Source organism: Shewanella sp. HL-SH2 (genome assembly GCF_051164935.1).
Classification (GTDB): domain Bacteria; phylum Pseudomonadota; class Gammaproteobacteria; order Enterobacterales; family Shewanellaceae; genus Shewanella; species Shewanella glacialimarina.
The window spans coordinates 3,984,812-4,011,615 of record NZ_CP195035.1; the positions used below are offsets into that span (position 1 = coordinate 3,984,812).

Consider the following 26,804-nt stretch of genomic DNA (forward strand, 5'->3'; position numbering starts at 1 on the left):
AGCGTTACGCCTCAATCATTTTAGCGATAAAGTCATCCACCCTTTGCCAGTCAGTGTATTCAACCTTGGTATTGGGATCGGTTGGACCTTTGGTCATCCACATAATAAATCGAATGATATTGCGATCCATTGGGCCATAGCCCTGGTAATCTAAATTCCCCGCAAAGGTCTGTAATAAAGCGGGTTTCCATACGGTTTGTTGTAAAAATGCCTGCATATAGGCATTGGTTTCTGGGGTGTTTTTATTCGGTTTGCGCGCCACCAAACTGACTGAAAAAAAGCCGCTGGGTTTAGTTTCTAACTCTACCTGATGCTGCTGAATAAATTCATATAAAGCGGGTCGATGTTTACCATGACGGATACTTGCACCAATATAAATTCTATCAAAGCCAGACAAATCACTCACATCATCTAAAGCCGCTAAGGTCACATGATGATCAGCTTGGGGTATTTGTTGTTGGATGTACTCGCATATTCTACGGGTTTGTCCGTGTACGCTGGAGTAAACAAGAAGGATCTGAGCCATATTGCCGCCTAAACAAGTAATTAACTCGCTTATATTACGTTATATAGCAGGTATTGACCTTGAAACAGATCACGGCTTTAACATCAAAATAGATCAAAAGAAGCAAGCACCTGCCTTGCTTCTTTTATAGGGGTTACATCGGTCGTTATAGTGACATTAAAAACGCTACCACCTGGTCTCGCTCATTCTGGGTTAACGCCATAAAAGCTTGTTGGCTTTTTTCAGCTTCGCCGCCATGCCATAAAATAGCTTCTTCCAATGTTGCCGCACGGCCATCATGTAAAAATCCGGCTTGCGGATTCACCGTTTGAGTTAAGCCTATGCCCCATAAAGGACGTGTGCGCCATTCATTACCGTTCGCCAAAAAGTCAGGGCGGCCATCAGCAAGTCCTTCACCCATGTCATGCAATAGCATGTCACTGAACGGATAAATTGTTTGACCCTTTAAGCTATCGCTCATCGGTTCACCGCCAATATCACCGGCGGTTTTCGTGGTAAATGATGGTGTGTGACAACCTGTACAATTAACTTGCTCAAACAAACGTGCTCCCTCACGTACATTGCTGTTACTGACGTTACGTCTGGCCGGAACCGCTAAGGTTTCAGCGTAAAAAGTCACTGAGTCACTGAACGCAACATCGGCTTCTGGCTCACCATTTTCATCACTGCCGGTATCAACAAAACCTGTACGGGTTAAATAAGCATCATGCAAGCTAGTACCTGCAATACTTTCGTCTGGAAACAGTGGGTTAGTAATACCAATGTCACCCCGTAATGCGCCTAGTGATTGCACTCGTACGCTAGGGGTATTGGCTTTCCAGCCAAAACGCCCTAATGACACTGGATGCGCGACACCATCGCGGGCTTTTACGGCATCAAATACCCAATTAGCTCGGCCTGACACACCATCGCCATTAGCATCATTGACATCAACATTGGCTAAAATATCCGCTTCAGGTATCGCTTCTAATAAACCTAAACCAAATACTGGCATACCGTTTCGCCAGCCCATTAGTACGTCGTCTTGCAATAGGTTAGAGGTAACATTAGCGCTTTGTTTGGTTTCACCCGGTGCATCGTAGGGATTTTCAACATCAAATAAAGGTTTTTTAAGGATAAGGGTTCTGCCGTCAGCGTAGGTTATTTCGCTGCGCTGATAAGACAAATATACATCAGCTTGACCAACAAAAGCATTTTGCTGCCAATCTGGGCGAGCTTTAAGCACGCCGCGGTGAAATAGCTGACCACCAAAATCAGGCACGGCTATTGGCGCACAATAATTGTTTTGCGCAGTTCCTTCAGTGCACACTTCATCAGGTGCTTTACTGATGCGTAAAAATATTCCCGCGGCAGATCCTAGCTTAACCCGGGTTTCATTGGCGGCTAAAAATGGGGTTGAGTTACGCCCATCCCGCTGATGACAAGAGTTGCAATCGGCATTGTTAAATACCGGACCTAGTCCATCTAATTCAGGATGTTCACTATTAGGCGCTGTGGTAAAAGAGGTTTCAAAATTAACGTCACCCTCCAAATGCAATGCCAACTCACTGGCGGTTAAATTAGTTGCTGGGGTAGAAAAACCATGGCCTGAATTACTGGCATCAAAGGTAGTGGTATCACCACCTGAGGCACTAATATCGGTATAACTAGGGTAAGTGACTACTGGTGGCTCTGGTACTATTTCAGTGGTAATTTCATCACCACTGCCACCACAGCCGACTAAAATTGTTGTTGTCATCATCACTGACATTAACGCATAAAGCTTAGTTGTTATTTTCATCATTTTGTTCACACATTTTTACAGTTTATCAAAATACCTAGCCTCAATTGAGGCCAGGCATACTTCAACTAAACGTTAGCTGGTTTTCCAATCTGACAATAAAGGTAACATGTCTGATTCTAGCGATGCTTGCAGCTTACTTAATGCATCAACAGCCACTTGCACACGCTTACGGCCCTCAACATCTAAAATAGCCTGACGAAACGGCATATCATTACTGCCCTTAATCGCTTGAATTTTTAAAATAGCATCATCAATTTCACTGCCAATGCGAGTCGCCAAAACAGTGTCTGCAGCAGCAACAAAATCAATTAAACCTTGCTTGTCTGCACTGCCGGTATACTCACCCTGGTAAACATTACGTACGCCAATAATGTTATTTGAAAAGTCAGTTAATGAATTCCAAGAATATTGCGATTCTACTTTTGAGGTGTCAGCAGTGGTAATTGAGTCACCAAATGGATCAGCAATTTTACCGTTACCCACTTCATCGACAATACCAATCATGCCATTGATCAATTCTTCAACAACCGCCAGTTGTGAAGAGTAAATAGTATTAGTACTGGTACCAGGTTGCTTTAATAACTCAGCATATGGCAGTGCGTTGGTATCTTGTGGGTTATGGCTAACTTGCCATGCATCATCAAGTTGCTTAGTGTAATCACGAAACACTTCAGCTAAGGCCACTAGATACTCACGTTCACGGGTGGTTAACTCGGCAATGTCTTTAGTGTTGTCGTTAACGCCATCACCAAATAATAGGTATTCCATAGTATGGAAACCTTGCACATCATCGTTCCAACCTTTAATGGTTTCAGCATCAAACCCGACCGCGCTGTTTAACTGTGTTTGCAGGTCAGTAGTATTTAATGGCCAGCTGTCTAAATGCGGGTCAATACTTAATGAGTCAACAGGGCCAAAAATATGCGACTCACCTTGTTCCCAAGGCTGACGAGCCGCTTTCCAGGCCGCTTGTGCTGCGATTAAATCCGCTTGAGAGGTTGAGTTAATTAAACTTTGGGTAGCATTAAATAACGCTTCACCTTTACTGGCTAAATCAGCATAACCGTCAACAATAACCTCATTGGTTAAGTTGGTGATCATTTCAGTCGCAACAAATGAGAAACTATCATCTGGCACGATTGGCGCAGTATCATCTGAGCCAGAACCACCACAAGCAGATAACCCCATGATTAATGAAAATGCGATAGCTGAATATTTAAATTTCATAAAAACTCCATGTAAAACAAATTAACGTTAAAAAAACACACTATTAAACGCCTGTTAAGACATTGACTTATAAAGAAAATTGGTACCCAACACCTAATGCGAAGAAATTAGTATCAGGAATACTGGCCACGGCAACTTGATGTATGCCGCCTTCCGCCTTAATCACAATTTCAGGAATAGGGAAATAATTGATACCTATGCTGCTCCAGGTATTTTCAAAACGCTTAGTAGCAGTCCCCGTTTCAACCGCCATCAGCGGATTTGAGTAATCGATGTTAGCAAACGCAGTTATTGGTATATTGATCCAGCTGTCCAGCTTGACACCCGCTTCAACAAAGAAAGATTGTGACTCAGAACCTAGCTGGGCAAAGTTACCTGGACGTAAACCTGGGGTGGTTTTGTTGGCCTGAGTAATCGCATCAGTGTTTTCCAGAGTGCCATAAAGATACTGGCCACGAAGAATCCATGGACCTTCGACAAATGCCCCAGCAACTGACACAATACTCATTGCACCATCTACATCTAACTTATTACTTTTATGGCGATTACCTGAAGTATTGCCATAGTAATAAGCCACACCTACAGCGCTACCGGTTTTAAAGTTGCCGTAATCTAAACGTCCGGCAAAAGCTAAATCATCGCCGTTAACATGCTCAAAACGTTTTTGATGCCCAGAAGCAGCCCAGTCATAGGTACGGAAGTATTCTGAATTTAATCCACTGACGACCTGAGCCTGGTAATGAAAATCGCTAATTTCACCATAAACGCCGATACCGTTTTCATTCCACACAGCCGGTAACATGGCCGCTTCACTTTTGTGGCGCAAAACGGTGAGATATTGATTAGGCTTGTGCAGTGTGCTGGTTAGGCCGATTGGAAGGTGAATATTACCGAACTTAACCCCAAATTCTTTACTTGGGCGATAGCGGATCTCCGCTTTTTCAACAATGACTTCGCCGCCCGCTTCAACTTCAGATTCAAACTCGCCAAATTCATCAAAACCATCATACTCAAGCGATGTGCCTGTGCCACCATGTTCATATTCAATCTCAACTTCCATGCTCCACTCATCGGTGAACTGATAACCAAACTCAGTCACTATGCGCTCTAAGTCAAAACGATTACGGCGCTCAGGGGTGGTATCTTGAACGTTATCGAAATATTCATCGCTGGTGTAGTTCGCGGTGCCGTAAGATTTAAAACTGAAGCGGCTATAACGGTCTTGCGCTGCAAAGACCTCACTGGCAACGGTTTCAACCTTTGACGTTAAGGCATCGCGCTCAACCTGTTGCTGTGCAGACTGTGACTTTTGTTGCTCGGTTAATAGATTTAACTGCTGCTTTAATGCTGCAATTTCAGTTTCTTGCTTGGCAATAGCCTTGGCAAGTGCATCGGTCTCATTAGCAGCATTTGCATTCGCTACAACACCTAAGCCCATAACGCTCGCTAAAGTCATCGCCAATAGTGAGATTTTGCTATTCATATCAACTCTCCACGTACACTTAAATAATTAAGCTTATTTTAATAATTCGCCACACAATAAATCAATTGATAATCATTTGCATTAAAATTAAGATCTTTCTTCGCAACAGCATTTACAAATAAATTACACTTCCCATAAAAATGTTTTTTTGCCACTATGGTCACACGCTTTTAAAATCACCCTTTGGAACTTCATGGATTCATCATCACTGACCACGGCTAATGTATCTGCTAGCACAACTGCAAATACCTCAGCCACTGAGGGTTATCAAACCAATCCACAGCATTTGTTGCTATGGATGACCTTTGTTATGTCGATGGTATTTGCGGTGTGGCAAGCCTTACTAAACAACTTTGTGATTGAAAGGGCGGCGTTTACCGGTGCTGAAATTGGTATGCTGCAAAGCTTACGAGAGGTGCCCGGCTTTTTGGCCTTTACTGCGGTATTTGTTTTACTGCTTATTCGCGAACAAGCCTTTGCCCTTATATCGCTGGCATTGTTATGTATTGGTGTGGGTATAACCGGATTTTTTCCCGACGTACTCGGGCTATATCTGACCACAATTTTAATGTCGATAGGCTTTCATTATTTTGAAACCATCAACCAATCATTAACATTGCAATGGGTAGATAAAGCAGAAGCACCAGGTTTTATGGGTAAAGCACTCGCATGGCGCTCAGCCGCGGCGTTAATCGGATATGGCAGTATTTGGCTAGTCATGACATGGCTAAACCTTGACTACATTTGGATGTATTCAATCATTGGCGCATTAGGACTAATAATGGTGCTGATGATGAGTCTGTACTTCCCCCGTTTTGCTATTAGCGAAACACAGCACAAACATTTATTAGTGCGTAAACGATACTGGTTATATTACTTGCTAACCTTTTTCTCCGGCGCGCGTCGGCAAATATTTATGGTTTTTGCCGGCTTTATGATGGTCGAAAAGTTTGGCTATTCGGTATCAGAAATAACCGCCCTGTTCTTAATTAACTATGTGGTGAATTTATTTTTTGCCCCCGCTATTGGAAAACTGATTGGTCGCATTGGTGAGCGTTATGCGCTTATCTTTGAATATGTGGGCTTAATTATTATTTTTATCAGCTATGCCTATGTTGAAAATGCCCATGTAGCAGCGGGGTTATATGTGATTGATCATTTATTGTTTGCCATGGCAATCGCAATGAAAACCTACTTTCAAAAAATTGCTGATAAACAAGATATAGCCTCAACCATGTCGGTTAGCTTCACCATTAACCACATTGCCGCGGTGATCATTCCTGTACTATTGGGTATGCTGTGGTTAAGTTCGCCTAAATATGTCTTTTTCATCGGCACAGGATTCGCGGTATGCTCTTTATTACTGGCATTCAATGTCCCCAAATCACCCAAACCAGGATTTGAAACTTACTGGCCTAAACCACGCGAATAAATGAGTAAATAATGGCTGAACCAGACAACAATATCATTGAAGTCGATATACAAGCGGCAGATACCGCCAATATGTCTGCGCGCAAAAAAGCCTTGTTACTCGGGCGCATGTTAGGGCTAGCCAGTGAAGAAGATTACCGTCCATCAAGCGCATCTATTGCCGAGCGGGCGCAGCATCGCCAGCGTAAACAGCTAAGTGCATATCAAGCCAATCTGGAAAATATTTTTGCATTAGCATTAAATTACACCCCTTCAGATGTAACGGGTGTCGATTTAGATGCTGATTGGAGTCATCAGTTTTTTCAAATGGCCGAGCAAATTCATAATCGCAAAATGCAGGATTTATGGGCGCGTATTCTTGCCAGTGAAATAGTGTCTCCAGGTAACTTTAGCCTTCGTTCGCTGTTAGTACTAAAACAATTCACCTTTCGTGAAGCGCTTATTCTTGAAAAAGCCTTAGGCATGTCGGCTAAAATTGGCACAGATAACCGTTATAAATTACTCAGTGGTTATCGGATAAATGGCGGGGTGAAGCAATATTTTCGTAAAAATAATCAGGTAAATATCCCCTTGTCTCAATATGGGTTGCCTTACTCAAATATTTTAACCTTAATAGATGCGGGGGTGATCCATAATAGTGAGTTTGAAACAGGCCTGCTTGACCCTAAAGTAAAATTACCCATGCAATTTGTGCATGATAATTTTACTCTTCAACCCAAAAGCCAACACCTGCTATTTACCTATTATCGATTAACCACCATTGGCGATGAAATTTGCCAGCTGATTGCAGCAAAACAAGATAAAGGTTTCAACCAAATGTTAAGAGGCGTATTGCAGCAGGATTTTAATATTAGCTAGATATGAGTTAAATATTATAAAGGTGAGAATACTTGGTTTTGTGGGCGCTGAACAAAAACTGCCTTAACGCTTCCCTTGCTTCACCATGGGCATTAATTTTAGCCGCCATAATACCATTTTCAGCACGTACGGGCTCAAAATCTACATCCACTTGCAAACCATTGGTCAGCATAAGTTTGCCAGATGTAGGCATTTCTGCGTGTAAGTCACCGCGCATTTTAATCGTTAAGCCAGAGCTGGATAGCGACAACACCTCAACCTCTTGCTCAGTATTACCAACAACGGTGACATCTTTTAAATCGGTTACGCGCCAGCTGCGTTCAACACCTTGCATATCGACCACTTCAGGTACGCCTAATACAGGAATAAACTGCCCTAGTTCATCGCGCTTTAACACTAGCGGAAACCACAAACGATAGTGACTAATTTCAGCCAGCAAGGTTAATTTAGCCTCACCCAGAATATGGGCTAATACCTGAGGAATTTCTGTCGAAACACTTAAAGAGTTATCAGCCAAAATGTCCGCATCAGTTCTAGACTGTAAAGGATTACCTAAAGTCATCTTTGATGTAAAAATATCACTAAAACAGGCTAACTCTTCATCACTCAACGATTTCGACACGCTTTCCATATCCTCTTGGTTCACATTTCATATTGAGCGCAATATATCATTATTTTGACATTCGAATAAACTTTAACCGTTATATTGAGAAAAATTAATGTTTTGTACAACTATTTACCTACTAAAATCTATTTTTTGTCCGTAAAAAACAAAAAAGCAAACCTAAGTTTGCTTTTGCATAAGCCAATAAATAATAGCAATTAGCTTAAAAGTGCCAACATTTTATGTGCTACTAGCTCAGATGACGCAGGGTTTTGACCTGTCACTAATTTACCATCAACCTGCGCAAACGGATGCCAGTCATCTGCCTTGGCATAATCTGCGCCATTGGCAATTAACATGTCTTCGACTAAAAATGGCACTATGTCGGTTAATTGCACCGCATCCTCTTCGCCATTAGTAAATCCTGTGACTTTTCTGCCTTTAACAACAGAGGTGCCATCAGCATTTTTAGCGTGCTTAAGTGCGCCTGGTGCATGACAAACTAACCCTAATACCTTGTCTTGTTTTACCGCATGTTCAATCAAAGCAATTGATGTGCTGTCTTCGACTAAATCCCATAATGGACCATGGCCACCAGGGTAAAATACCGCATCATAATCGGCAATATCTACCGACGACAACAATAAGGTTGTAGCCAGTTGTTGTTGGGCATCTGTGTCTAATTTAAAGCGCTTAGTCGACTCAGTTTGAAAATCCACTTCATCACTTTTAGGGTCTAACGGTGGTTGTCCACCTAACGGCGACGCCAGTACCACGTCAACATTACTGTCTTTAAACACATAATATGGCGCGGCTAACTCTTCTAGCCAAAAACCGGTTTTATGCCCTGTATCGCCTAATTTGTCGTGCGATGTTAATACCATTAGTACTTTCATTTATGTATTCCTAATAAAGTAAAAAATCTCATTAAATAGACAGTGGCTCATTCAGTTTAATCACTAATTTGCCAAAATTTTCGCCTTTTAACAGGCCGATAAACGCTTTAGTCGTGTTCTCTATACCGTCGACTAAATGCTCACGATATTGGATCTTGCCATTGGCTAACCACTGGCTCATATCCTTAGCAAATTCAGGGTAACGATGGCCATAATCATCAAAAATGATAAAGCCTTGCATCTTAATGCGCTTCACTAACAAGGTGCCCATCAGCAGTGATAAACGATCCGGTCCTGCAGGTAATGAGGTGGCGTTATATTGCGAAATCATCCCACACACTGGTACTCGTGCACCTGTGTTAAGTAAAGGTAAAACAGCATCAAATACCTTGCCACCGACATTTTCAAAATACACATCAATGCCTTGGTCACAGTGCGCAGCTAACTGTTCAGCAAAATCAGCTGCTTTATGGTCGATACAGGCATCAAAACCAAGTACTTCAACCGCATGGCGACATTTTTCAGCACCACCCGCTATGCCAACCACTTTACAGCCTTTAAGCTTACCAATTTGGCCAACAGTTGCGCCAACAGGCCCCGTTGCCGCAGCAACCACTAAAGTATCACCCGCTTTAGGCGCGCCGATTTCAAGCAGCCCCATATATGCGGTAAATCCTGGCATGCCCATAATGCCTAACGCATAAGATGGCATACTTGGGTTAGCGCCTAAGTTCATTAGGCCTTCACCGTTTGATACGCAGTAATCCTGCCAACCACCAAAGGCCAATACCCAATCGCCTACCTTGTAATCAGGGTGCTGACTTGCTTCAACCTGTGACACAGTCGCGCCGACCATCACTTCATCAATACCAACCGGATCAGCATAGGATTTAGCATCATTCATGCGTCCACGCATGTAAGGGTCAAGTGATAAATAAACCGCACGCAATAACACTTCACCAGATTGTGGCGTTGGCTTGCTGACGGTTTCTAAACGGAAGTTTTCGGCAGTCGGTTCGCCCTGTGGACGAGAGGCTAAAACGATACGACGATTGTTTGATGACATGATTAATCCTTTTTAATTGCAATCCAAAACGTTGACAAAGGTTGACTCAATGAAGGCTACAATAGCTAAAACAACAGTGGTAACATCGTCACACGTTTTACTTATTTACGTGACTGTGAGCCATTTTTATCACAGTCCAGACAGAGTGAGTTATGAAAGAAGATCACCAGTTACATCTTGATAATCAACTTTGTTTCGCTGTTTATTCAACATCACTTGCGATTACTCAGCTTTATAAACCTTTATTAAACTCGCTAGGGCTAACCTACACCCAATACCTGGTGATGTTGATTATTTGGCAAAATGAAGGCTTAAGCCTTAAAGATGTTGCCCAAAAACTGGCCCAAAAATCGGGAGCTATCACACCGGTAGTCAAACGGCTTGAAGCTTTAGATTATATCCAACGCGTTAGACACCCTGAGGACGACAGACAACTGTCATTAACTCTCACTGAAAAAGGTATCGCGCTAAAGTCAAAAGCCATGCAAATCACTCAGCACGTTAAGTTACAAAGTGGTATTGATGAGGCCGAAATGTCCGACCTTAAACAACGCTTAGATGCTTTTCGTAATAAGCTACCAAAGCAAATCAATCTGCCTTAGCCCTAACATAAAAGCAGCCCTAACATTAACAGCGAGCAAAATTATCATTGCGTGAAGCTATTAAAACACATTGTTATCGCGATAATCAATTGCGCGCAATTAAAAAATATTAATATTGTAATTAAATAAGTGTTAAACGATAAGCAACTAGCTGATTTTACCCCATAAAATCAGCTACTTGCAACAAAACAAGACAAACAGGTTTGCTTATAAATCTTGTTTATAAACAATGCCTGACTTCATTACGAAGGGGATATTTAATAAGGTTTCAATGTTATCAAGCGGACTTTGTGAGGTCGCAATAATATCGGCAAACTTGCCTTTTTCAAGCGTACCCAACGTAGCTGACATATCAATCAATTCAGCTGCATTAACCGTCGCACTTTTCAAAATATCCATGTTGGTCATGCCCGCAGCGTGCATTAATACCGCTTCTTTAGCATTGTCACCGTGATGCGACACACCACTGTCAGTGCCGTAAGCTATCTTAACCCCTGCTTTATAAGAGGCTTTAAAGTTGTCCATCATATCGCCGCCAACACGAATGGCTTTTTCTTTAATCGCAGGAGAAAACACATCTGTGCTTTTAGCCATTTGCACCACAGTGTCGCCAGCCAGCAAGGTTGGCACTAAAAACGCACCCGACTTTTTGAATAATTTAATACTGTCTTTATCGGCATAACTGCCATGTTCAATACTATCAACGCCTGCGCGTAATGCGGCGTTAATGCCCGCGGCAGAATGGGCATGGCTGGCCACTTTACGCCCTAAAGCGTGAGCTGCATCAATCACTTCTTTTAGCTCATCATCTTCCATTTGCTGACCCGTACCAGTATTGGTGTCAGACAACACCCCGCCTGTAGAGGTAATTTTAATCACATCTGCGCCAAATTTAATCGCCCGGCGTGTGGCTCGGCGGCAATCAAAAGGGCCATCACAAATAGTTTTTTCTGTGTATAAATCCAATAAATCTGGGCTCATACCATCTACATCACCATGGCCACCGGTAACCGACACACCGCCAGAGGCAATAATTCTTGGGCCATCAACCCAGCCTTTATTAATGCCATCGCGCAGGGCATAAATTTGCTCAACTTTAGCGCCTAAATCACGTACTGTGGTAAAGCCTGCCAATAAGGTTTTTTTAGCAAAATACGCACTGTGCATCGCCACATCGGCATCAGACATACGCAGTTTTTGGCTGTCATTTTTAGGGCCTAATTCACCCTGTAAATGCACGTGCATGTCCATTAAGCCCGGCATAACAAATGCCTGGCTTAAATCTATAATCGCTAACGTGTCATCAGCCGTTACAGCAACCTCTTTAACAAAACCGGCTTTTACCTCTTCAATAATGCCATCGCGCACAATAATAGATTGCTGCTCTAGTGGCTTTTCACCGGGTACAGCCAGTAATTGTCCTGCATGAATAATTTGAATTTCAGCGGCTTGAGATGCTAGCGCTAATAATGCGCCGCCGATTAAAGTGGTTAATCTTGATACTGCGAATACTGTTGTTTTCATTATAAATCGCTCATTTGATAATAATTGCCACCTAAGCTGACAAAAAAGGCAAAAAGTTACAAGTTATTATGCTTTTTGTTACATTTTAGGTTGATGTTATTGCCATTGAATAAAAAGAAAATGGCATAATTTAACGCTAACAATCCTGTAGAATCGACAGCGCGAGCCACTTACTGCGGATGTAGTTTCATTGTAAATGCACTTTATTGGGTAAAATAAAATGATCAAGCCAACAAGCACGGCAATGAATATCGCGGTTTATGGTGCAGGCTCTACTGGGTGTTACTTAGCAGCTGAGCTATTAATCGCCAAGCAAAATGTCTCTGTCATCTGTCGAGAACGGATTAAACAAGTCATCCTCGATAATGGCGGCATAACTATCAGCGACTATCACGGCTCAAACCATTGCGTCATGCCTAGCAATATCATCACCGACTTAACCCTATTAGACCCATTAACTGACCAGCCCCCACGTTTCGATTTAGTGTTTGTCACCTTAAAATGCCATCAGCTTGACAGCAACTACCCAGATTTACTCAACATTACCCATGCCAACAGCAGCATTATCTTTATGCAAAATGGTCTTGGCAGCTTTGATAACGCCCATCGACAGTTGCCCCAACGTCAAATTTATCAGGGCATCACCCCGTTTAACGTGTTGCAGTTAGCTAATGGCCGTTTTCACAAAGGCACTGAAGGTCAATTTATCTGGCCTTTATGCAAGCACACACAGCAGATTAGCCAGGACATGACCAAGCATGGCCTAAGCTGCCAATTGCATGACAATATGACCGCTGTAATAAACGGCAAACTGTTGCTTAACCTTAACAATGCCCTTAATGTTATTTGCGATCTGCCGATACAGGCTCAATTGAAACAGCGGCCTTTAAGGCTATTACTGGCTCAAGCTATGCAAGAATGGCTTGATATATGTCATAAAACACAGCGCCCGTTAATGCAATTTACTAAAGTCGCCCCAAGGTGGCTGCCATTAATACTGCGTTTGCCCAACGGCTTGTTTAATATTGCAGCAAAGTCTATGTTAGCCATTGACCCACATGCCCGTTCGTCAATGTGGGAAGACATTCAAGCCAAACGTTTAACAGAAATTGACTATCTAAATGGCGCGGTAGTCAAACTGGGGGCGCAATGTCATATAGCGACACCAGTGAATGCGATAATATATCAAGCCATAAAACAGCTGGAACAAGGCGAAAAGATCAACATTAACGATGTTACTTCGCTGTTAACTACACCTAAAAAGAAAACATAATAATATGAATAAACAACATTTCTTCTTCGGGGTCTGGCAGGTCAATCCAGAAAGTAACAGCTTGCAACAGGGCGCTGACATCAAGCAAATTGAGCCCAAAGCAATGGACGTGCTACAACTGCTGTGCCAACACCCAGGTGAAGTGCTCAGCCCAGATACTATAGTCGAGCAATGTTGGGGCCATACTGTGGTGGGTGATAATCCGCTACATAAAATTATTAACCAATTGCGCAAAACCCTTGGTGACAGCGCATCTAACCCCACATTTATTGAAACCATTCGTAAACGCGGCTATCGCACCTTAGCCGAGGTTCACTATCCATTAGTGGAGCAAGACGAACATATTCAAGCTAACACCTGGCAAGGTGGCTCACCCTTCCCCGGATTGCGCGCATTTGACGCCAAAGACGCCGAGGTTTTTTACGGCCGCAGCGAACAAATCAGCACCTTACTCAAGCGCATGAGCAACCAGGTACAATTTGGTCGGGCATTTTGTTTATTACTCGGCCCTAGCGGCAGCGGTAAATCATCATTATTAAATGCCGGTGTGGTGCCGCAGTTTATGCGCCCACAGGGGTTTGATGGCATTGGCATTGTGTCTCACACCAGTTTAGATTTAGCCGATATTAGCCAGGACCGTTTATTTACCGACATCGCCCTTGCACTGCTGGATTTAGACATAAACGATACACCGGTATTTGATGGCATGACCGCTGAAAATCTCGCCGTCATGTTGCAGCAAGATATGCCCAAGGTCATTGAACAAGCCAAACAGGCCTTAGCCAATACCGAGCAAACTAACACCGCAATTACGCCCAAACTATCGATATTTATTGACCGTGTAGAAGTGCTACTTTCTTCACCTATTTTTACTGAAGCTCACATTCAAACCGCATTAGATATAATTGAATCGCTCGCCACCAGCGGCTACTTTATGGTGTTCAGCGCCTGTAGAAATGACTTTTATCCGCAGGTGGTCAGTCGTCCCAGTTTAATGGCCGGTAAAGCCAGCGGATCACACTTTGACTTAACCGCACCAAACCGCACTGAGTTACTGCAAATGATCCGCCTGCCCGCTAAAGCTGCGGGCCTTAAATGGGACACAGACCCGCAAACCCACACGCCATTAGATGAACTACTGTGCGCCGAAGCGGCTAATAACCCTGACGCACTGCCTATGCTGCAATACACCTTACAAGAGCTGTATTTACAGCGCGATGAACACGACACCTTATTAGTGTCGGTATATCAAAAACTGGGCGGAATAGAAGGCGCTATTGGTCAAAAAGCCGAAGGTATTTTTGCCGCATTAGCCGCAAAGCACCAACACAGTTTAAGCAAAGTATTATCGTTATTAGTCACCTTATCCGCCGATGAAACCAACATCACCAGCCGCGCCGCACGCTTAAGCCAACTGAGCAACGACAACGAAACCGCTCTAGTACACACCCTGATTGATAACCGCTTATTTGTGTCACACCTGCAAAATGGCCAGGGCTGTTTCAGCGTTGCCCACGAGGCACTATTACGACGCTGGCCACGGGTATTACAATGGATAGAGGCACATCGTGACAGCTTGCGGGTTAACGCACGTTTAACCGTACTTAGCCAGCGTTGGCAAGATGAGCAACAGCACAAAGCCTATTTACTGGCCGAAGGTAAACCGCTGCAAGAAGCACTAGCACTGGCCGACAACCCGCTGTTTAATTTAGATACTGAGCAACACGCCTTTATTCATGCCTCTAAGAAAAGCGTTGGCGTAAAACGCCTGGCGAAAATGTCCACCATAGCCGTGCTGTGCATGCTGACCTTATTGGCTGTTTTTATGAGCGTTAAAAGTATTCAGGCTGAACAATTTGCTAAACAAAAACAACAGCAGGCAGAAAGCTTATTAGGCTTTATGGTCGGCGAGTTCGCCGATAAATTACGTAGCGTCGGTCGCATGGATTTATTAGATGGTATCACCCAAAAGTCGATGGAATATTTTGCTAGTAATGATCAACAAACGAATGCATCAGCCGCCTACAAAAAATTAAGTTATCAAAGCCGCTTACAACACGGTCAGGCATTGGCAGCAAAAGCAGAGGTTGCTTATTCAAGGGGCGATAACAGCAAAGCATTAACAGCATTTATCGATTCTCAACACATTCTTCAAGCGCTCTATGATGAAACCAGCAACGCCCCAGATATTGAACTACTCAAACTATTGGGCGCAAACGCTTTCTGGGTAGGTCAAATAGCATTAAATGACAGAAAAGATGCTGAAACACTAAAGCAATTTGAACTTTACCGCGATTACAGTATTAAAATGAATCAAATTGCACCAGACAATATCGATGCATGGATCGAATTATCCTATGCCTACAACTCGCTAGGCAGTCTATTTTTCAACCAAAAAAATTCATTAACGCCAAACGCAATTTTGAACTCTCTTTAGAACTAAAGCAAAAAGCTTTAGTGCAGTCACCTCAAGACAGTTTACTTGCCTCATCTACAGCCGATACCTATTCATGGATAGCCAGTACCGCGATGAAACAAGGTGATTTAGAAGGTGCATTAGCGCTATATGCTCAAGGTCAGCATTTATTGGAATTACTCTTAAAAGAAAAAGCAAAAGATGCACCACTAATGGAGGTGCTCTCTTATATCTTAAGTCATCAAATAGCGATTTTAACCGCTCAAGCCAAGTGGCAGCTTGCATTTGATATGAGCAAACAGGCATTTGAATTATTGGATAAGATGCATAATCAAGACCCTGATAATAGCTACTGGCGCTTTGAAAGATTAAACATACAAGCCAAGCAGCTGATTTTAGCTGCCCACTTAATTAGCGAACAAAAATCATCACAATCAAGTTTTATTACCCCACTCGAATTATTCGCTCAATTTGCTGATCAATATTCTTTATCTGAGCAAAACAATAAGTACTTAGAGCTTAAAACTATTAATCTGATTGCCGCCATAAAATATTTTCAAATACTAGGTCTGTGGCAGGAAAGTGAATTACTTCTAATCGAGCTAAACCAGCTATCGACTATAGCCCAATCAACACCAAGTTCTTTTTCAATGGAGGCTGCGCTACTATCTGCAACGCAAGCAAAACAGAATCAGCAGAAGCTAGCTATGGAGTCATACTGTCAATTAGTACTCTCTCATATACCTGAAAGATTTTATCTGTATGACATTGAGTTGAATCAAGCATTTGTTGCTGCCAACTTATGCCTAAAATCGAAAGTATCAATAACCGAGCAGTTAAATGCACTAGATCAAATGCACATTAATATCTCACATCATTACCCACTTTTAACCTCTAAAATATCAACCCCACCATAAGGAAATAAAAATGTCATCTGCCCATAAAATTAGTGTCACCGTAACTTATGAACAATCGAGCTTTTTATATAACGGCTCACCAAAGTGTCAACTAGTTGTACAAGAAGACACATCAATTAGATTCATATTAGATACCGCGACAGCGGCTAAATATCGATTTGTGGGAATCATTTTTGGTAATCCAAATGATCCTGATATCGGAAAAGTCAGCATAAAGAACCAAGCCACTGAGTTAAAAATTCAAGACACATACTGTAACCATGACGATGATATTTCATTCAGAATCGTGTTAACGCCACTCAATACAAATGAATGCATTGTGAGCCCTGACCCACAAGTACTCAACAGACCTCCTCAAAATTAAATTTAAAAACAATAAGATACAACCAGAAGGTTAACGGAAGGCTGTTTTTTACTTTTTCCAATATAGTGTGTGTCATCGAAATACGTTTGTTTGACACACACTATATTTTAAAAGGGACTGACCATGATTACCTCTGACAAATACCAAGAATTCCATGACACATTAACCCGTGCCACTGAACTTGCTAAGGCGTTATCAGGTAAAAACTTCCCCACGCCAGATCAAATAAATGCGCCTGTTACCCCCACTAAAACGGCGTTAACCAGTCCCCCAAAAACAGTATCAACACCGAAAATTTTTGAGCACACGTTAGATCAGGCCACCCAATTATCTAGCCTAGGTTTTTTGATGAATGCCATTTCAGAAGCCATTTTTGTGGTCAATGATGAAGGCGTCATTGAAATGATTAACCAGCATGCAGCCAAACTTTTCGGCTCGCCAAAAGAGTTATTGATTGGTCAAAAATGGACTAACTTTGTTAACTCGGCCTACCAAGAAGAATACCAAGAGTTGTTTGCCCATTGGCGTGAAACCTTCACCCCATTTAATCACGGCCCCAAAGAAATTGTACTGCAACGCTCTGACTCAAGTTTAGTCAATGCCGACATTTCACTGTCGTGCCTGCCCGTAGGTGAAAATGCCAAACCGTTAATTGTCGGGGTAATGCACAACCTCACTAGCCACAAAGAAAAGTTTGAAGAGTTAACCCGTTTAGCCAATACCGACAAACTGACCAGTTTAGCTAATCGTCATGCTTTTGATGAAGCATTGCAAAATGCCTGGGACGATAGCAGACAACATCAACATCCGTTAAGTTTGATCTTGATTGATATCGACTTCTTTAAAATTTTTAACGACAACTATGGCCACATTAATGGCGATAAGTGCTTACAAAAAGTGGCTCAGGTGATTAACTTAGCCATGCCTAACCGCGACTGCTTAGCCGCCCGTTTTGGCGGCGAAGAGTTTACCGTTATTCTGCCTAACTTCAGCCAGGCGCAGGCACAACGGGTGGCTGAAAAGATTCAGCGCCAAATTAATCAAATTAAATTTACTGATATGGGCTTAACCCAGGAAGTAAAAATAAGTGTCAGCCAGGGCATAGCCTGTGAACAACAAGGCCAGTTCCGCACCGCCACCGCACTAATTTGCGCCGCTGATACCGCGCTTTACCGTGCTAAAGCAGAAGGCCGTAATCGTATTAGCCTAAGTTTGTAATATCAGCTTAAGCCTCTATTTGTAATATCAGCTTAAGCCTCTATTTGTAATATCAGCTTAAGCCTCTACATAGCATTACATATCAGCCTAGGTTAATACTGACCTAGGCTGGTATTGAACCCGTTTCAACTTGATGCATTTGTTGGTAAGCCGCTATACCGCTGGCGTCATTGGCTTGTTGCGCTAATACTTTTTCATCCTCATTGGCAAAATGAGTATCCCAATGGGCTAACCTAGGCAGCATAAGTCGATGCCATAACGGCGGAATAAGGGTTAACCCTAAGGTAGCTAAGTAACCACTGATCATCATAGGTGCACCTTCATAAGGTGCTAAGCGGTGATACGGTACTTGAGCTTGCGCATGATGATGCGAATGGCGAGTTAAATTAAACAATGACCAGGAGCTGATGCGTTTATTGGTGTTCCATGAATGCCGTGGCGCCACCTTAGTGCCATTGGCGCGAACCAAACCATAGTGCTCCATATAATTGACTATTTCTAACGTCGCCTTAGCCCACAGTGCGGTGGGAATAAAAAATGCCAATGCCTGCCAAGACCCCAAAGCAAACACCGCCAGAAGAATAACCAGACTCATGGCAATGCCTCTTAACGCGCGATTATGCCGTGAAAATATCGGTAAACTTTTAACGGATAAGCGACGCTTTTCAATATTCCAGGCACTGATATTGCCATACCAGCTAGACACAATAATGTGCTGATAAACATTGCGGCCTCTTGGTGCAGAAGCTGGGTCTTGCGCGGTACACACAAAACGATGATGGCCGTATACGTGTTCAATGGCAAAGTTAGCGTCAAAACTAAAGGCTAATAACCATCGCCCAATAGTGTAAGACATTTTATGCCAAGTACGATGCACCAGTTCATGCCCCGTCACTGTGCCTATCACCCCGATAACCAGCCCAGTAAAAGCCACTAATACCAGTTGTTGATACCAGCTGGTATTGGCTTTGGCCGCCAGTGCATCATAGCCGGTTAATTCGGTTATCCATTGGCCATAACCCCATATATCTGTAGTAGCAAAATGCCAACTAAACACAAATAGAATGGCCATTAACAAGGGCAATGCCAGCCAAAGCTGCCAGGTCATAATGCTGTGATGAGCATAACTTGGCGTTGAATCATCATCACCTAACACAATGTCGCCACCAATATAGAATAACAACCAGATGGCATAACCCAGCACGATGTAAAATTGACCTAACGTCAGCGCAGCCAGGGTAAATAGGCCCATTAAATGGAACGACATAAATTTTAAATAGTGCACCGTTAGCTCCTAGCTAATGCCTTTTATTAATAATTAATCTATCAAGTGTGAGTAAAAATAATAGCGGGTAAAAAAGACATCTAGGGGTCATTTATAGACAACTTTGATTAAATCCGCTACAACTAGGGCATTGATGTCTGACTAGGATGTGACCTTGACTGCAACTCCCCCTATAAAGCATGACAAAGTCATCAAAAATATGTCTGCGGTTAGCGAGCCTTTAATACCGGTATTTTATCTGCATCAGTTGTATCAGCAATTGTGTGATTGGCAATTACCGGCGCAGCAATGGTTACAACAAAATAAACTGACACTAGCTGACTTACAGCAAGCCAATAGCCAGTTAACCCTTAGCCAATATAGTGAGTTAATAGACAGCGCGATAACACTGTCACAGCGGCCAGATATTGGCCTGTATGTCGGTAAAAAAATATCTGTTATTGCCCATGGCATGCTAGGGTTAGCGATGCTCAATAGCGCCTCGTTAAATGATGCGCTATTACTGTTAAAGCAGTTTATTCATACCCGTAATCCGTTAATTGAAATTGATATCAGCGCGCATCATCAAAAACTACACATCAACTTTGACTTGTCTCAGCCTCTTCCTCAAGGCCATCAAGCCTTTATTGATGCCATTACGGTGACGTTTCTAACCCTGTTTTTACACCTTCTGACTGACAAGTCCGTGATCAAAGCGGTTCATTTAAAAGTAACAAAGCCTGATTATTACGAGCAATATTCACTCTTTATGCCCTGTGAACTGCTATTTTCACAACCGAATAATAGTATTGTGTTATCGCAAACTACCGCAAACCAAAGGCTGGCTAGTAGCGACCCAGCGGCGGCATTTCAGGCCAAACAATTTTGCCAACAGCAACTTGATGCACAACAACCCATAGATTTAATCAGCCAGGTTCAACAACTTATTTTGAAGCATCAAGGCAAAATATCTCAACAGGATATCGCCCAGCTATTACATGTAAGCCCACGCACCTTGCACCGTCAGCTGCTAAAACATCACACCAGTTACCAGCAATTACTCACCAATGTTCAACAACATTTAGCACAGCATTATTTACGTGAATCAAACATGAGTATTAAGCAAATAGCCTTTGAATTAGGCTATGTTGACGTCGCAAACTTTAGACGAGCCTTTAAACGTTGGTACCAGATCACGCCACAGGATTTTAGAAAAAACCCGCCATTACGGCGCGTGTGATGCCAGCAATAAAAAATAAATAATATTGTTAACCCTTTTTAGATTTACTCTCGTTTATAGCGTTATCAACATTAACGAATAAAACAAATTACACTTGAGGCACATCGCCCTTATTTGGAGCAATACATGAACCTGCTTACTTTTTCTAACTCATTTTCAGCCTTAACCTTTCCTACAGTACGCACATCAGCACTGGCATCAATCATGTCATCAGTACTGGCGTTCAGTGCTTTACCGGCTTTTGCGGCAGACTTACCATTTCCCCACTTAGAAACCATCGGCAGCAGCGAAATTAGCATTGAGGCTGATATGGCCACTATTGATATTGAAGTAGTGGTTGATGCACCCACAGCAAAAGAAGCTAAAACCGAGTCAGATAAGGCCATTAGTCAGTTTTTAAGCCGATTAGATAAAGCCGGTATTGCCAAAAATGATATCGACAGCGCCAATTTAAATATCCGCCCGCAATATCATTATCAAAACAATGAGCCCGCTAAACTGGTGGCTTACCAGGCCAGCAGAAGCATGACGATTACCGTACGAGATTTAAGCCAGTTAAATGACTTACTCGACACCGCTTTAGATCAAGGTATCAATCGGGTTAACAACATTAAACTGAGCTCAAGTAAGCAGGCGGAATATGTTGAACAGGCACGCCAAAGCGCTATCACAGATGCCAAGCAAAAAGCCGCATCGTTAGCCAAAGGATTTGATAAAAAGGTCGATGGCGTGTGGCAAATTCGCTATTTTGACCAACAGCCAGTGCAACCGGTAATGTACCGTATGGCGGCAGAATCGAGTGACGCTAATCAGGGTTATCAGCAAGGGCAAGTCACCGTGAGTGATCGCGTTGAAGTGATATTTAAATTGAAATGATTTTAAATTAAAGTGATTTTAAAATAGTAATAGCGGCTCACAGGCACGCGAAACTAGATTGTTATCGACATAATTGTCATTAGCATAAAAAAGTGGTCAGGCGCATATCGCCTTGACCACTTTTTTGTTCGCTTATTAAATCGCCTTAAAAGTATTGATAGCGCTAGCTAATCACTTCTTTGTCACGGGTTCACTTTTTGCCATCATAGCGCGACCAAGTAATACAACACCGACAATTAAAAACGGCACACTTAACCACTGGCCTGCTGTCATCAAGGTTTCGCTGTAAGCGGTTTGGCTAACCTTAACCGATTCAATCGCAAAACGGGCGCTGAACACTAACACTAAAAACACCCCGAATAGGCCACCATGTTGCAGCTTTAATTTTGTTTTGCGGTATAAACCCACCAGCAAAATAAAAATCAGTAGATAAGCAAACGCTTCATACAATTGCGCCGGATGACGCGGTAGCAAATCGATACGTTCAAAGATAATACCCCAGGGTTTTGTGGTTGGCTCACCTAGAATTTCTGAATTGGCAAAATTTGCCATACGCACAAAAAAGCCGAAAATTGCCGTGGCAATCGCCAGTCTGTCTAACAAAAACAAAAATGGCAGGCCTATTTTTCGTTTGTAATAATACAGGGCTAAAATGGCGCCTAAGCCGCCGCCATGACTGGCTAGGCCGCCTTCCCAAATAGCGAGTATTTTAAGTGGATGAGCAAAATAGTAACTCGGGTCATAAAATACACAATGGGCTAGCCTTGCCCCCACAATAATACCGATAACGCAGTAAACCAGAAAGTTATCTAATGACTCAAGGTCCAAGCCTTCTGCCTGATAGATTTTTTTCATTACCTGGAAACCCGCCGCTATCGCGGTAGCAAATAATGCGCCGTACCAATGTACAGTCAACCCCATAAACGACACCAAAACAGGGTCTGCATTCCAAAAAAAATGGTCCAATTGTTGCTCCAAAAAAGGCTTACTTATGCCGCTAATGCTACGCTGTTTTATCTTACCAATAAAGAAACTTACGGTTAAAGTGGCCTGAAATATTATTCACCTATCGCCAAATTGATCACCTCTTCAGCAACAAATCACGTAAAATAGTGTTTATCAAACTGTAAAAGCCGATGCAAACTATGCCAGATACACCACAAATAGATAATCTGATTGAATGCCATCTCGACATTACTTCCTGTGAGGTCGATGCAAGCACGTTATTGTCGCAACATTCTGGTCTATCAAAGCAAGTGATTAAACAGGCCATGCAAAAAGGCGCCGTTTGGCACACCCATGGCAAACAGGTTATTCGACTTAGGCGCGCTAAAAAAGCCCTTAAAGTGGGTGATAAACTGCATTTATATTACAACAGCCACATACTCGCTGAAGTCCCCGCCAATGCGCAGTTGATGTTTGACCAGGGTGAATACAGCCTGTGGTATAAACCCTATGGCTTACGCTGCCAGGCTTCTAAGTGGAGCGATCACACTACCATTAATCGCTTTATTGAATTAAATACCGAGCCGCCACGTAGCGCGTATATTATCCACCGCCTTGACCGCGCAGCATCTGGGTTGATTATTATCGGCCACACCAAAAAAGCCACCGCAGCAGTTGCTAAACTGTTTGAGACTCGTCAGTTAGATAAATTTTACCAGGTGATAGTGCAAGGACGTTTTTCCGATAATAAGGTAACTATTAATACCCAAGTAGATGGTAAACCCGCGCTATCGCACGCAATTTTATTGCAATACAACCCTGAATTAGATCAATCTAAAGTGCAGGTTAAAATTGAATCGGGTCGTAAGCATCAAATTCGTATTCACATGGCCAGTATTGGTCACCCTGTGGTGGGCGACAGATTACATGGCAATGCCACGGCGGATGCTCCAGATTTAAAATTATGCTGTTGTGAATTTGCTTTTGTTTGCCCAGTCACAGCTAAACCTGTGCAGTTTTCACTGCCAGAAGCATTAAGGCCTCAATTTGAGTAGCGACAGCGTCTAAACCGCTCAGTCATTGGTAATATCAGCAAAGCTGGCGGACAGTAACGCTTGTAAATCCGTTGGCGACATCTGTAATTCAAGCCCTCTTTTGCCGGCACTAAAATACAGTTGTGGTAATAATTCTGCGCTTTGATCAATCACAGTGGCCAAACGCTTTTTTTGCCCCAAAGGACTCACCCCACCTAATACATAACCTGTAGTGCTTTCCACCAAAGCACTGTCTGCCATGTGTACTTTTTTAACCTTCAGCGCTTTGGCCATTTTCTTAAAGTTCAGCTGTTGGCTGACAGGCAATATCGCTACCGCTAATTTATGGCTGTCGGTTTCGACCACTAAGGTTTTAAACACCAGTTCAGCTTTTACTTGTAGTTTTTCAGCGGCTTCTAAACCATAAGAGACCGCATTCGAGTCATGCTGATACTCATGCACAGTAAAAGGTAAGCGGTGTTTTTTAACTAAATCAATGGCGGGAGTCATAGCAATCATACCTTTTGAAATCGACTGTTCAGTATCCGTCTATTGACGTTATTGATCATTTTACTTGCAGTGAATTTACCTCAAACATGGCGCTAGCTCAAAGTAATAATCAGATAAGACTGCCGCTTACCGTGATGATGCTATTAAAAAACGAAAACAAAAAAAGGAGCATTATGCTCCTTTTGGGGTGAAACTAACGACTAGCTATAGGGTTAAGTCACGATAAGCGACTATCCAATAATGCTAGTTGATAAGTCTGTTTTACATAAACCAAGCGCGGTAGGTTTTACCTTTCAGCTTGCCCTTAGTAATTTTAGACATAGCTTCCTGTGCCACGGTGCGAGATACCGCAACGTAAGCACGAATATCAGTCACTTTAATTTTACCAATATCGTTGAAATCAATGCCGTTTTCGCCAGTCAATGCACCAACAATATCGCCTGGACGAATTTTTTGTTTCTTGCCGCCCTCAATTTGTATGGTTTGCATAAGAGGTGCAAGCGGTGCTTTAGTTAACGCACTTAATGGTGGCAGTGTTGAAGGCACAATATCTTTATTCAATGCTTCTTCAATCATCGCCATTTTATAGCCGTCATTTTCACCAAAGAAGCTATATGCTGCACCTTGGCTACCCGCACGACCTGTACGGCCAATGCGGTGAATATGCACTTCGCTGTCGTAAGCTAAATGGTAGTTAAATACCGCATCTAACGCGTCAATGTCTAAACCACGCGCTGCTACGTCAGTTGCCACTAAAATACGGGCACTTTTGTTAGCAAATTGCAGTAACATTTGATCGCGATCGCGTTGTTCTAAATCGCCGTGTAATGCTAAAACACTGAAACCAAACTCAAGCAGTGCATCAGCCACGTCTTGGGTTTCACGCTTGGTATTACAGAATACCACAGCGCTTTCTGGTTGCTTATCAAGTAATAACAAACGCAGCGCTTCTAAGCGGCCTTGGTTGTCTTCAATACGGTAAAAGCGCTGATCAATAGTTAAGTTATCGTGGGTAGATTCCACTTTCACCATCACCGGCTTATACATGATGCGCTCAGCAATAGATTGAATTTGCTCTGGAAAAGTCGCACTAAACAGCAGGGTTTGACGCTCATGCGGAGTTTGATCGATAATCGCATCAATGTGCTCTTGAAAGCCCATTTCTAACATACGATCGGCTTCGTCTAACACCAACATATTCACATCGCTTAAATCAAGACGGTTACGATCTAGGTGATCAATAATACGCCCTGGGGTACCGACAATAATGTGCGCGCCATGTTCAAGTGAACCAATTTGTGGTCCCATTGGCACACCACCACATAATGTCAGTACTTTCACGTTATGAATGCCGCGGGCTAAAGTACGAATTTCTTTAGCGACTTGGTCTGCTAGCTCACGCGTAGGACAAAGCACCATAGTTTGAATGCGAAAACGCTTCACATCTAATTTATTTAACAAGCCTAAACCAAAGGCGGCAGTTTTGCCTGAGCCGGTTTTACCTTGGCCAATCACATCATCACCCGCTAAAATCGGCGGTAAACTTTCTGCTTGGATTTGTGTCATAGACTCATAGCCCATAGTGCTAAGGTTATCTAATAACTCGGGTTTTAAGTTTAATGATGAAAATGCCTGACTGGCAACTTGCGAAGGTGATTGACTCAAAGGAATATCCTGTGCTGAAAGCAAACTAAAAATAATAAGGCCAAAGCAAATGGCTTTGGCCGGAACGGGCTAATTATAGCAATAAACCCTAAAAATTACTGCATCATTGTTTAAGCTCTATTATTTTAGCCGTTTAATAAATCAGCAACCCTCTAAACGATTAATGTGCTAAATGGCCAAAACGCCCTTGCTGGTAATCTTCAACCGCTTGATTAATTTCAGCTTGAGTATTCATTACAAACGGCCCCATATGCACAATATGCTCATTAATTGGGTTACCCGCCAGAATTAAACACCCTAGCCCTGAGTCACCTGCGTTGAACTGTGCCAATATGTGCGGATTAAGTTTAAGCATAGTGCCTTCGCCAAACACCACATTTTCGCCGTCAACCAGCACATTAAGCTGGCCTTGATAAATATAAACATTGACTGCGCCATGCTGGTTTAACGCAATATTAGCAGAGCTGTTTGGCTCAATAATCAAATCAGCAATAGCCCCACTGCCTGCAAGCCCTTCAATATGGGTATTAGTGATACTGTCTGGTGTATCAGCAAACTGCCAAGTGCCGGCTAACGCAATCAGCTTGGCGCCCTTATTGTTGAGCAAGCTTGGGTTAGGATTAACCGTTGTATCGCGATAAATAGCCGGACGCATTTTGTCTTTAGCTGGCATATTGAGCCAAATTTGAAAACCGTGTAGCCCTTCATTAGCATCTGCTAACGGCATTTCAGAATGAATAACGCCACTGCCTGTGCTCATCCACTGTACATCACCAGCACGAATAGCTTTCACATTGCCCATATGATCACGGTGCTCAAAACCGCCTTTCATAATATAGGTAAAGGTTTCAATGCCACGATGAGGGTGCGGTGGAAAACCGCCAATAAAATCTTGCTTATCATCCGACTTTAATTCGTCCAACATTAAATAGGGGTCATAGCTTTGTTTACCAAAATCAGCGACACGTTTAATGTTCACCCCATCACCATCCATTGCTGGGCGAGCTTGAGTTTTATAGATAATTTGCATAATCACCTCGAAATACCAGACTAGCAAAACAGTTTTGCCAGTGAATTACCTC

General features: G+C 42.7%; 24 protein-coding genes. 11 read left to right on the plus strand and 13 right to left on the minus strand.

Going from position 1 to position 26,804, the window contains the following annotated elements:
• Positions 1 to 4: 4 nt before the first annotated feature.
• From hemG to ACRWP9_RS17445, 4 genes are all read right to left on the minus strand, one after another.
• The gene (hemG, locus tag ACRWP9_RS17430; RefSeq protein WP_434927034.1) at positions 5 to 526 is read right to left on the minus strand and encodes a menaquinone-dependent protoporphyrinogen IX dehydrogenase; all 522 of its coding nucleotides are present in this window, start codon (positions 524 to 526) and stop codon (positions 5 to 7) included.
• A gap of 145 nt (positions 527 to 671) precedes the next feature.
• A complete protein-coding gene (locus ACRWP9_RS17435; protein ID WP_434927035.1) occupies positions 672 to 2,309 on the minus strand; it encodes a di-heme oxidoredictase family protein in 1,638 nt (545 codons plus the stop codon).
• A gap of 72 nt (positions 2,310 to 2,381) precedes the next feature.
• Positions 2,382 to 3,536 carry an imelysin family protein gene (locus tag ACRWP9_RS17440; protein ID WP_434927036.1) on the minus strand — a complete coding sequence of 385 codons (1,155 nt, stop codon included), beginning with the start codon at positions 3,534 to 3,536 and terminating at the stop codon, positions 2,382 to 2,384.
• A 67-nt stretch (positions 3,537 to 3,603) separates the two neighbouring features.
• Positions 3,604 to 5,019 carry a hypothetical protein gene (locus ACRWP9_RS17445; protein WP_434927037.1) on the minus strand — a complete coding sequence of 472 codons (1,416 nt, stop codon included), beginning with the start codon at positions 5,017 to 5,019 and terminating at the stop codon, positions 3,604 to 3,606.
• Positions 5,020 to 5,317: 298 nt separating this feature from the next.
• Here ACRWP9_RS17445 and ACRWP9_RS17450 point away from each other — a divergent pair, with 298 nt between their 5' ends.
• Complete coding sequence (locus ACRWP9_RS17450; protein WP_434929129.1) at positions 5,318 to 6,451, plus strand: MFS transporter; 1,134 nt, start codon at positions 5,318 to 5,320, stop codon at positions 6,449 to 6,451.
• An 11-nt stretch (positions 6,452 to 6,462) separates the two neighbouring features.
• Positions 6,463 to 7,308 carry a TIGR03899 family protein gene (locus tag ACRWP9_RS17455; protein ID WP_434927038.1) on the plus strand — a complete coding sequence of 282 codons (846 nt, stop codon included), beginning with the start codon at positions 6,463 to 6,465 and terminating at the stop codon, positions 7,306 to 7,308.
• Positions 7,309 to 7,315: 7 nt separating this feature from the next.
• Here the strand turns inward: ACRWP9_RS17455 and ACRWP9_RS17460 are convergent, their stop codons facing one another.
• The 3 genes from ACRWP9_RS17460 to ACRWP9_RS17470 all read right to left on the minus strand — a co-directional run bounded on the left by ACRWP9_RS17460 (position 7,316) and on the right by ACRWP9_RS17470 (position 9,874).
• Complete coding sequence (locus tag ACRWP9_RS17460; protein ID WP_226413604.1) at positions 7,316 to 7,930, minus strand: hypothetical protein; 615 nt, start codon at positions 7,928 to 7,930, stop codon at positions 7,316 to 7,318.
• Positions 7,931 to 8,130: 200 nt separating this feature from the next.
• Positions 8,131 to 8,808 (minus strand): type 1 glutamine amidotransferase domain-containing protein, encoded by a 678-nt coding sequence (locus ACRWP9_RS17465; RefSeq protein WP_434927039.1) that lies wholly within the window; start codon positions 8,806 to 8,808, stop codon positions 8,131 to 8,133.
• Positions 8,809 to 8,839: 31 nt separating this feature from the next.
• Complete coding sequence (locus ACRWP9_RS17470) at positions 8,840 to 9,874, minus strand: NADP-dependent oxidoreductase (protein WP_434927040.1); 1,035 nt, start codon at positions 9,872 to 9,874, stop codon at positions 8,840 to 8,842.
• Between the two features lie 152 nt (positions 9,875 to 10,026).
• Between ACRWP9_RS17470 and ACRWP9_RS17475 the strand changes: the two genes are divergently transcribed.
• Entirely contained in the window at positions 10,027 to 10,476 is a 450-nt protein-coding gene (locus ACRWP9_RS17475; protein WP_434927041.1) for a MarR family winged helix-turn-helix transcriptional regulator, read from the plus strand.
• Positions 10,477 to 10,683: 207 nt separating this feature from the next.
• Here ACRWP9_RS17475 and ACRWP9_RS17480 read toward each other — a convergent pair whose 3' ends face one another.
• Positions 10,684 to 12,000: an amidohydrolase family protein gene (locus tag ACRWP9_RS17480; RefSeq protein WP_434927042.1), complete on the minus strand. Its 1,317-nt coding sequence runs from the start codon at positions 11,998 to 12,000 to the stop codon at positions 10,684 to 10,686.
• Between the two features lie 220 nt (positions 12,001 to 12,220).
• On the opposite strand from ACRWP9_RS17480, the gene ACRWP9_RS17485 reads away from it, so the two are divergent.
• The 5 genes from ACRWP9_RS17485 (at position 12,221) to ACRWP9_RS17505 (ending at position 18,188) form a co-directional block, all read left to right on the plus strand.
• Positions 12,221 to 13,273: a 2-dehydropantoate 2-reductase gene (locus ACRWP9_RS17485; protein ID WP_434927043.1), complete on the plus strand. Its 1,053-nt coding sequence runs from the start codon at positions 12,221 to 12,223 to the stop codon at positions 13,271 to 13,273.
• 4 nt (positions 13,274 to 13,277) lie between these two features.
• Positions 13,278 to 15,710, plus strand: a complete 2,433-nt coding sequence (locus tag ACRWP9_RS17490) for an nSTAND1 domain-containing NTPase (protein ID WP_434927044.1) — start codon at positions 13,278 to 13,280, stop codon at positions 15,708 to 15,710.
• Positions 15,711 to 15,730: 20 nt separating this feature from the next.
• Positions 15,731 to 16,606 carry a hypothetical protein gene (locus tag ACRWP9_RS17495; protein WP_434927045.1) on the plus strand — a complete coding sequence of 292 codons (876 nt, stop codon included), beginning with the start codon at positions 15,731 to 15,733 and terminating at the stop codon, positions 16,604 to 16,606.
• Positions 16,607 to 16,616: 10 nt separating this feature from the next.
• Positions 16,617 to 16,970, plus strand: coding sequence for a DP-EP family protein (locus tag ACRWP9_RS17500; protein WP_434927046.1), 354 nt, complete (start codon positions 16,617 to 16,619; stop codon positions 16,968 to 16,970).
• 123 nt (positions 16,971 to 17,093) lie between these two features.
• On the plus strand, positions 17,094 to 18,188 hold the full coding sequence (locus ACRWP9_RS17505; protein WP_434927047.1) for a diguanylate cyclase: 1,095 nt from the start codon (positions 17,094 to 17,096) through the stop codon (positions 18,186 to 18,188).
• 103 nt (positions 18,189 to 18,291) lie between these two features.
• Here the strand turns inward: ACRWP9_RS17505 and ACRWP9_RS17510 are convergent, their stop codons facing one another.
• On the minus strand, positions 18,292 to 19,473 hold the full coding sequence (locus ACRWP9_RS17510; RefSeq protein WP_434927048.1) for an alkane 1-monooxygenase: 1,182 nt from the start codon (positions 19,471 to 19,473) through the stop codon (positions 18,292 to 18,294).
• Between the two features lie 154 nt (positions 19,474 to 19,627).
• Here ACRWP9_RS17510 and ACRWP9_RS17515 point away from each other — a divergent pair, with 154 nt between their 5' ends.
• Complete coding sequence (locus ACRWP9_RS17515; protein WP_434927049.1) at positions 19,628 to 20,692, plus strand: AraC family transcriptional regulator ligand-binding domain-containing protein; 1,065 nt, start codon at positions 19,628 to 19,630, stop codon at positions 20,690 to 20,692.
• A gap of 126 nt (positions 20,693 to 20,818) precedes the next feature.
• On the plus strand, positions 20,819 to 21,568 hold the full coding sequence (locus ACRWP9_RS17520; RefSeq protein ID WP_434927050.1) for an oxidative stress defense protein: 750 nt from the start codon (positions 20,819 to 20,821) through the stop codon (positions 21,566 to 21,568).
• 171 nt (positions 21,569 to 21,739) lie between these two features.
• Here the strand turns inward: ACRWP9_RS17520 and lgt are convergent, their stop codons facing one another.
• Entirely contained in the window at positions 21,740 to 22,534 is a 795-nt protein-coding gene (gene lgt, locus ACRWP9_RS17525) for a prolipoprotein diacylglyceryl transferase (protein WP_434927051.1), read from the minus strand.
• A gap of 179 nt (positions 22,535 to 22,713) precedes the next feature.
• On the opposite strand from lgt, the gene ACRWP9_RS17530 reads away from it, so the two are divergent.
• Positions 22,714 to 23,568: a pseudouridine synthase family protein gene (locus ACRWP9_RS17530; RefSeq protein ID WP_434927052.1), complete on the plus strand. Its 855-nt coding sequence runs from the start codon at positions 22,714 to 22,716 to the stop codon at positions 23,566 to 23,568.
• 18 nt (positions 23,569 to 23,586) lie between these two features.
• Here ACRWP9_RS17530 and ybaK read toward each other — a convergent pair whose 3' ends face one another.
• The 3 genes from ybaK to ACRWP9_RS17545 all read right to left on the minus strand — a co-directional run bounded on the left by ybaK (position 23,587) and on the right by ACRWP9_RS17545 (position 26,752).
• Positions 23,587 to 24,057 (minus strand): Cys-tRNA(Pro) deacylase, encoded by a 471-nt coding sequence (gene ybaK, locus ACRWP9_RS17535; protein WP_434927053.1) that lies wholly within the window; start codon positions 24,055 to 24,057, stop codon positions 23,587 to 23,589.
• A gap of 261 nt (positions 24,058 to 24,318) precedes the next feature.
• Positions 24,319 to 25,722: an ATP-dependent RNA helicase DbpA gene (gene dbpA / locus ACRWP9_RS17540; protein WP_434927054.1), complete on the minus strand. Its 1,404-nt coding sequence runs from the start codon at positions 25,720 to 25,722 to the stop codon at positions 24,319 to 24,321.
• 160 nt (positions 25,723 to 25,882) lie between these two features.
• A complete protein-coding gene (locus ACRWP9_RS17545) occupies positions 25,883 to 26,752 on the minus strand; it encodes a pirin family protein (protein ID WP_434927055.1) in 870 nt (289 codons plus the stop codon).
• Between the last annotated feature and the right edge of the window lie 52 nt (positions 26,753 to 26,804).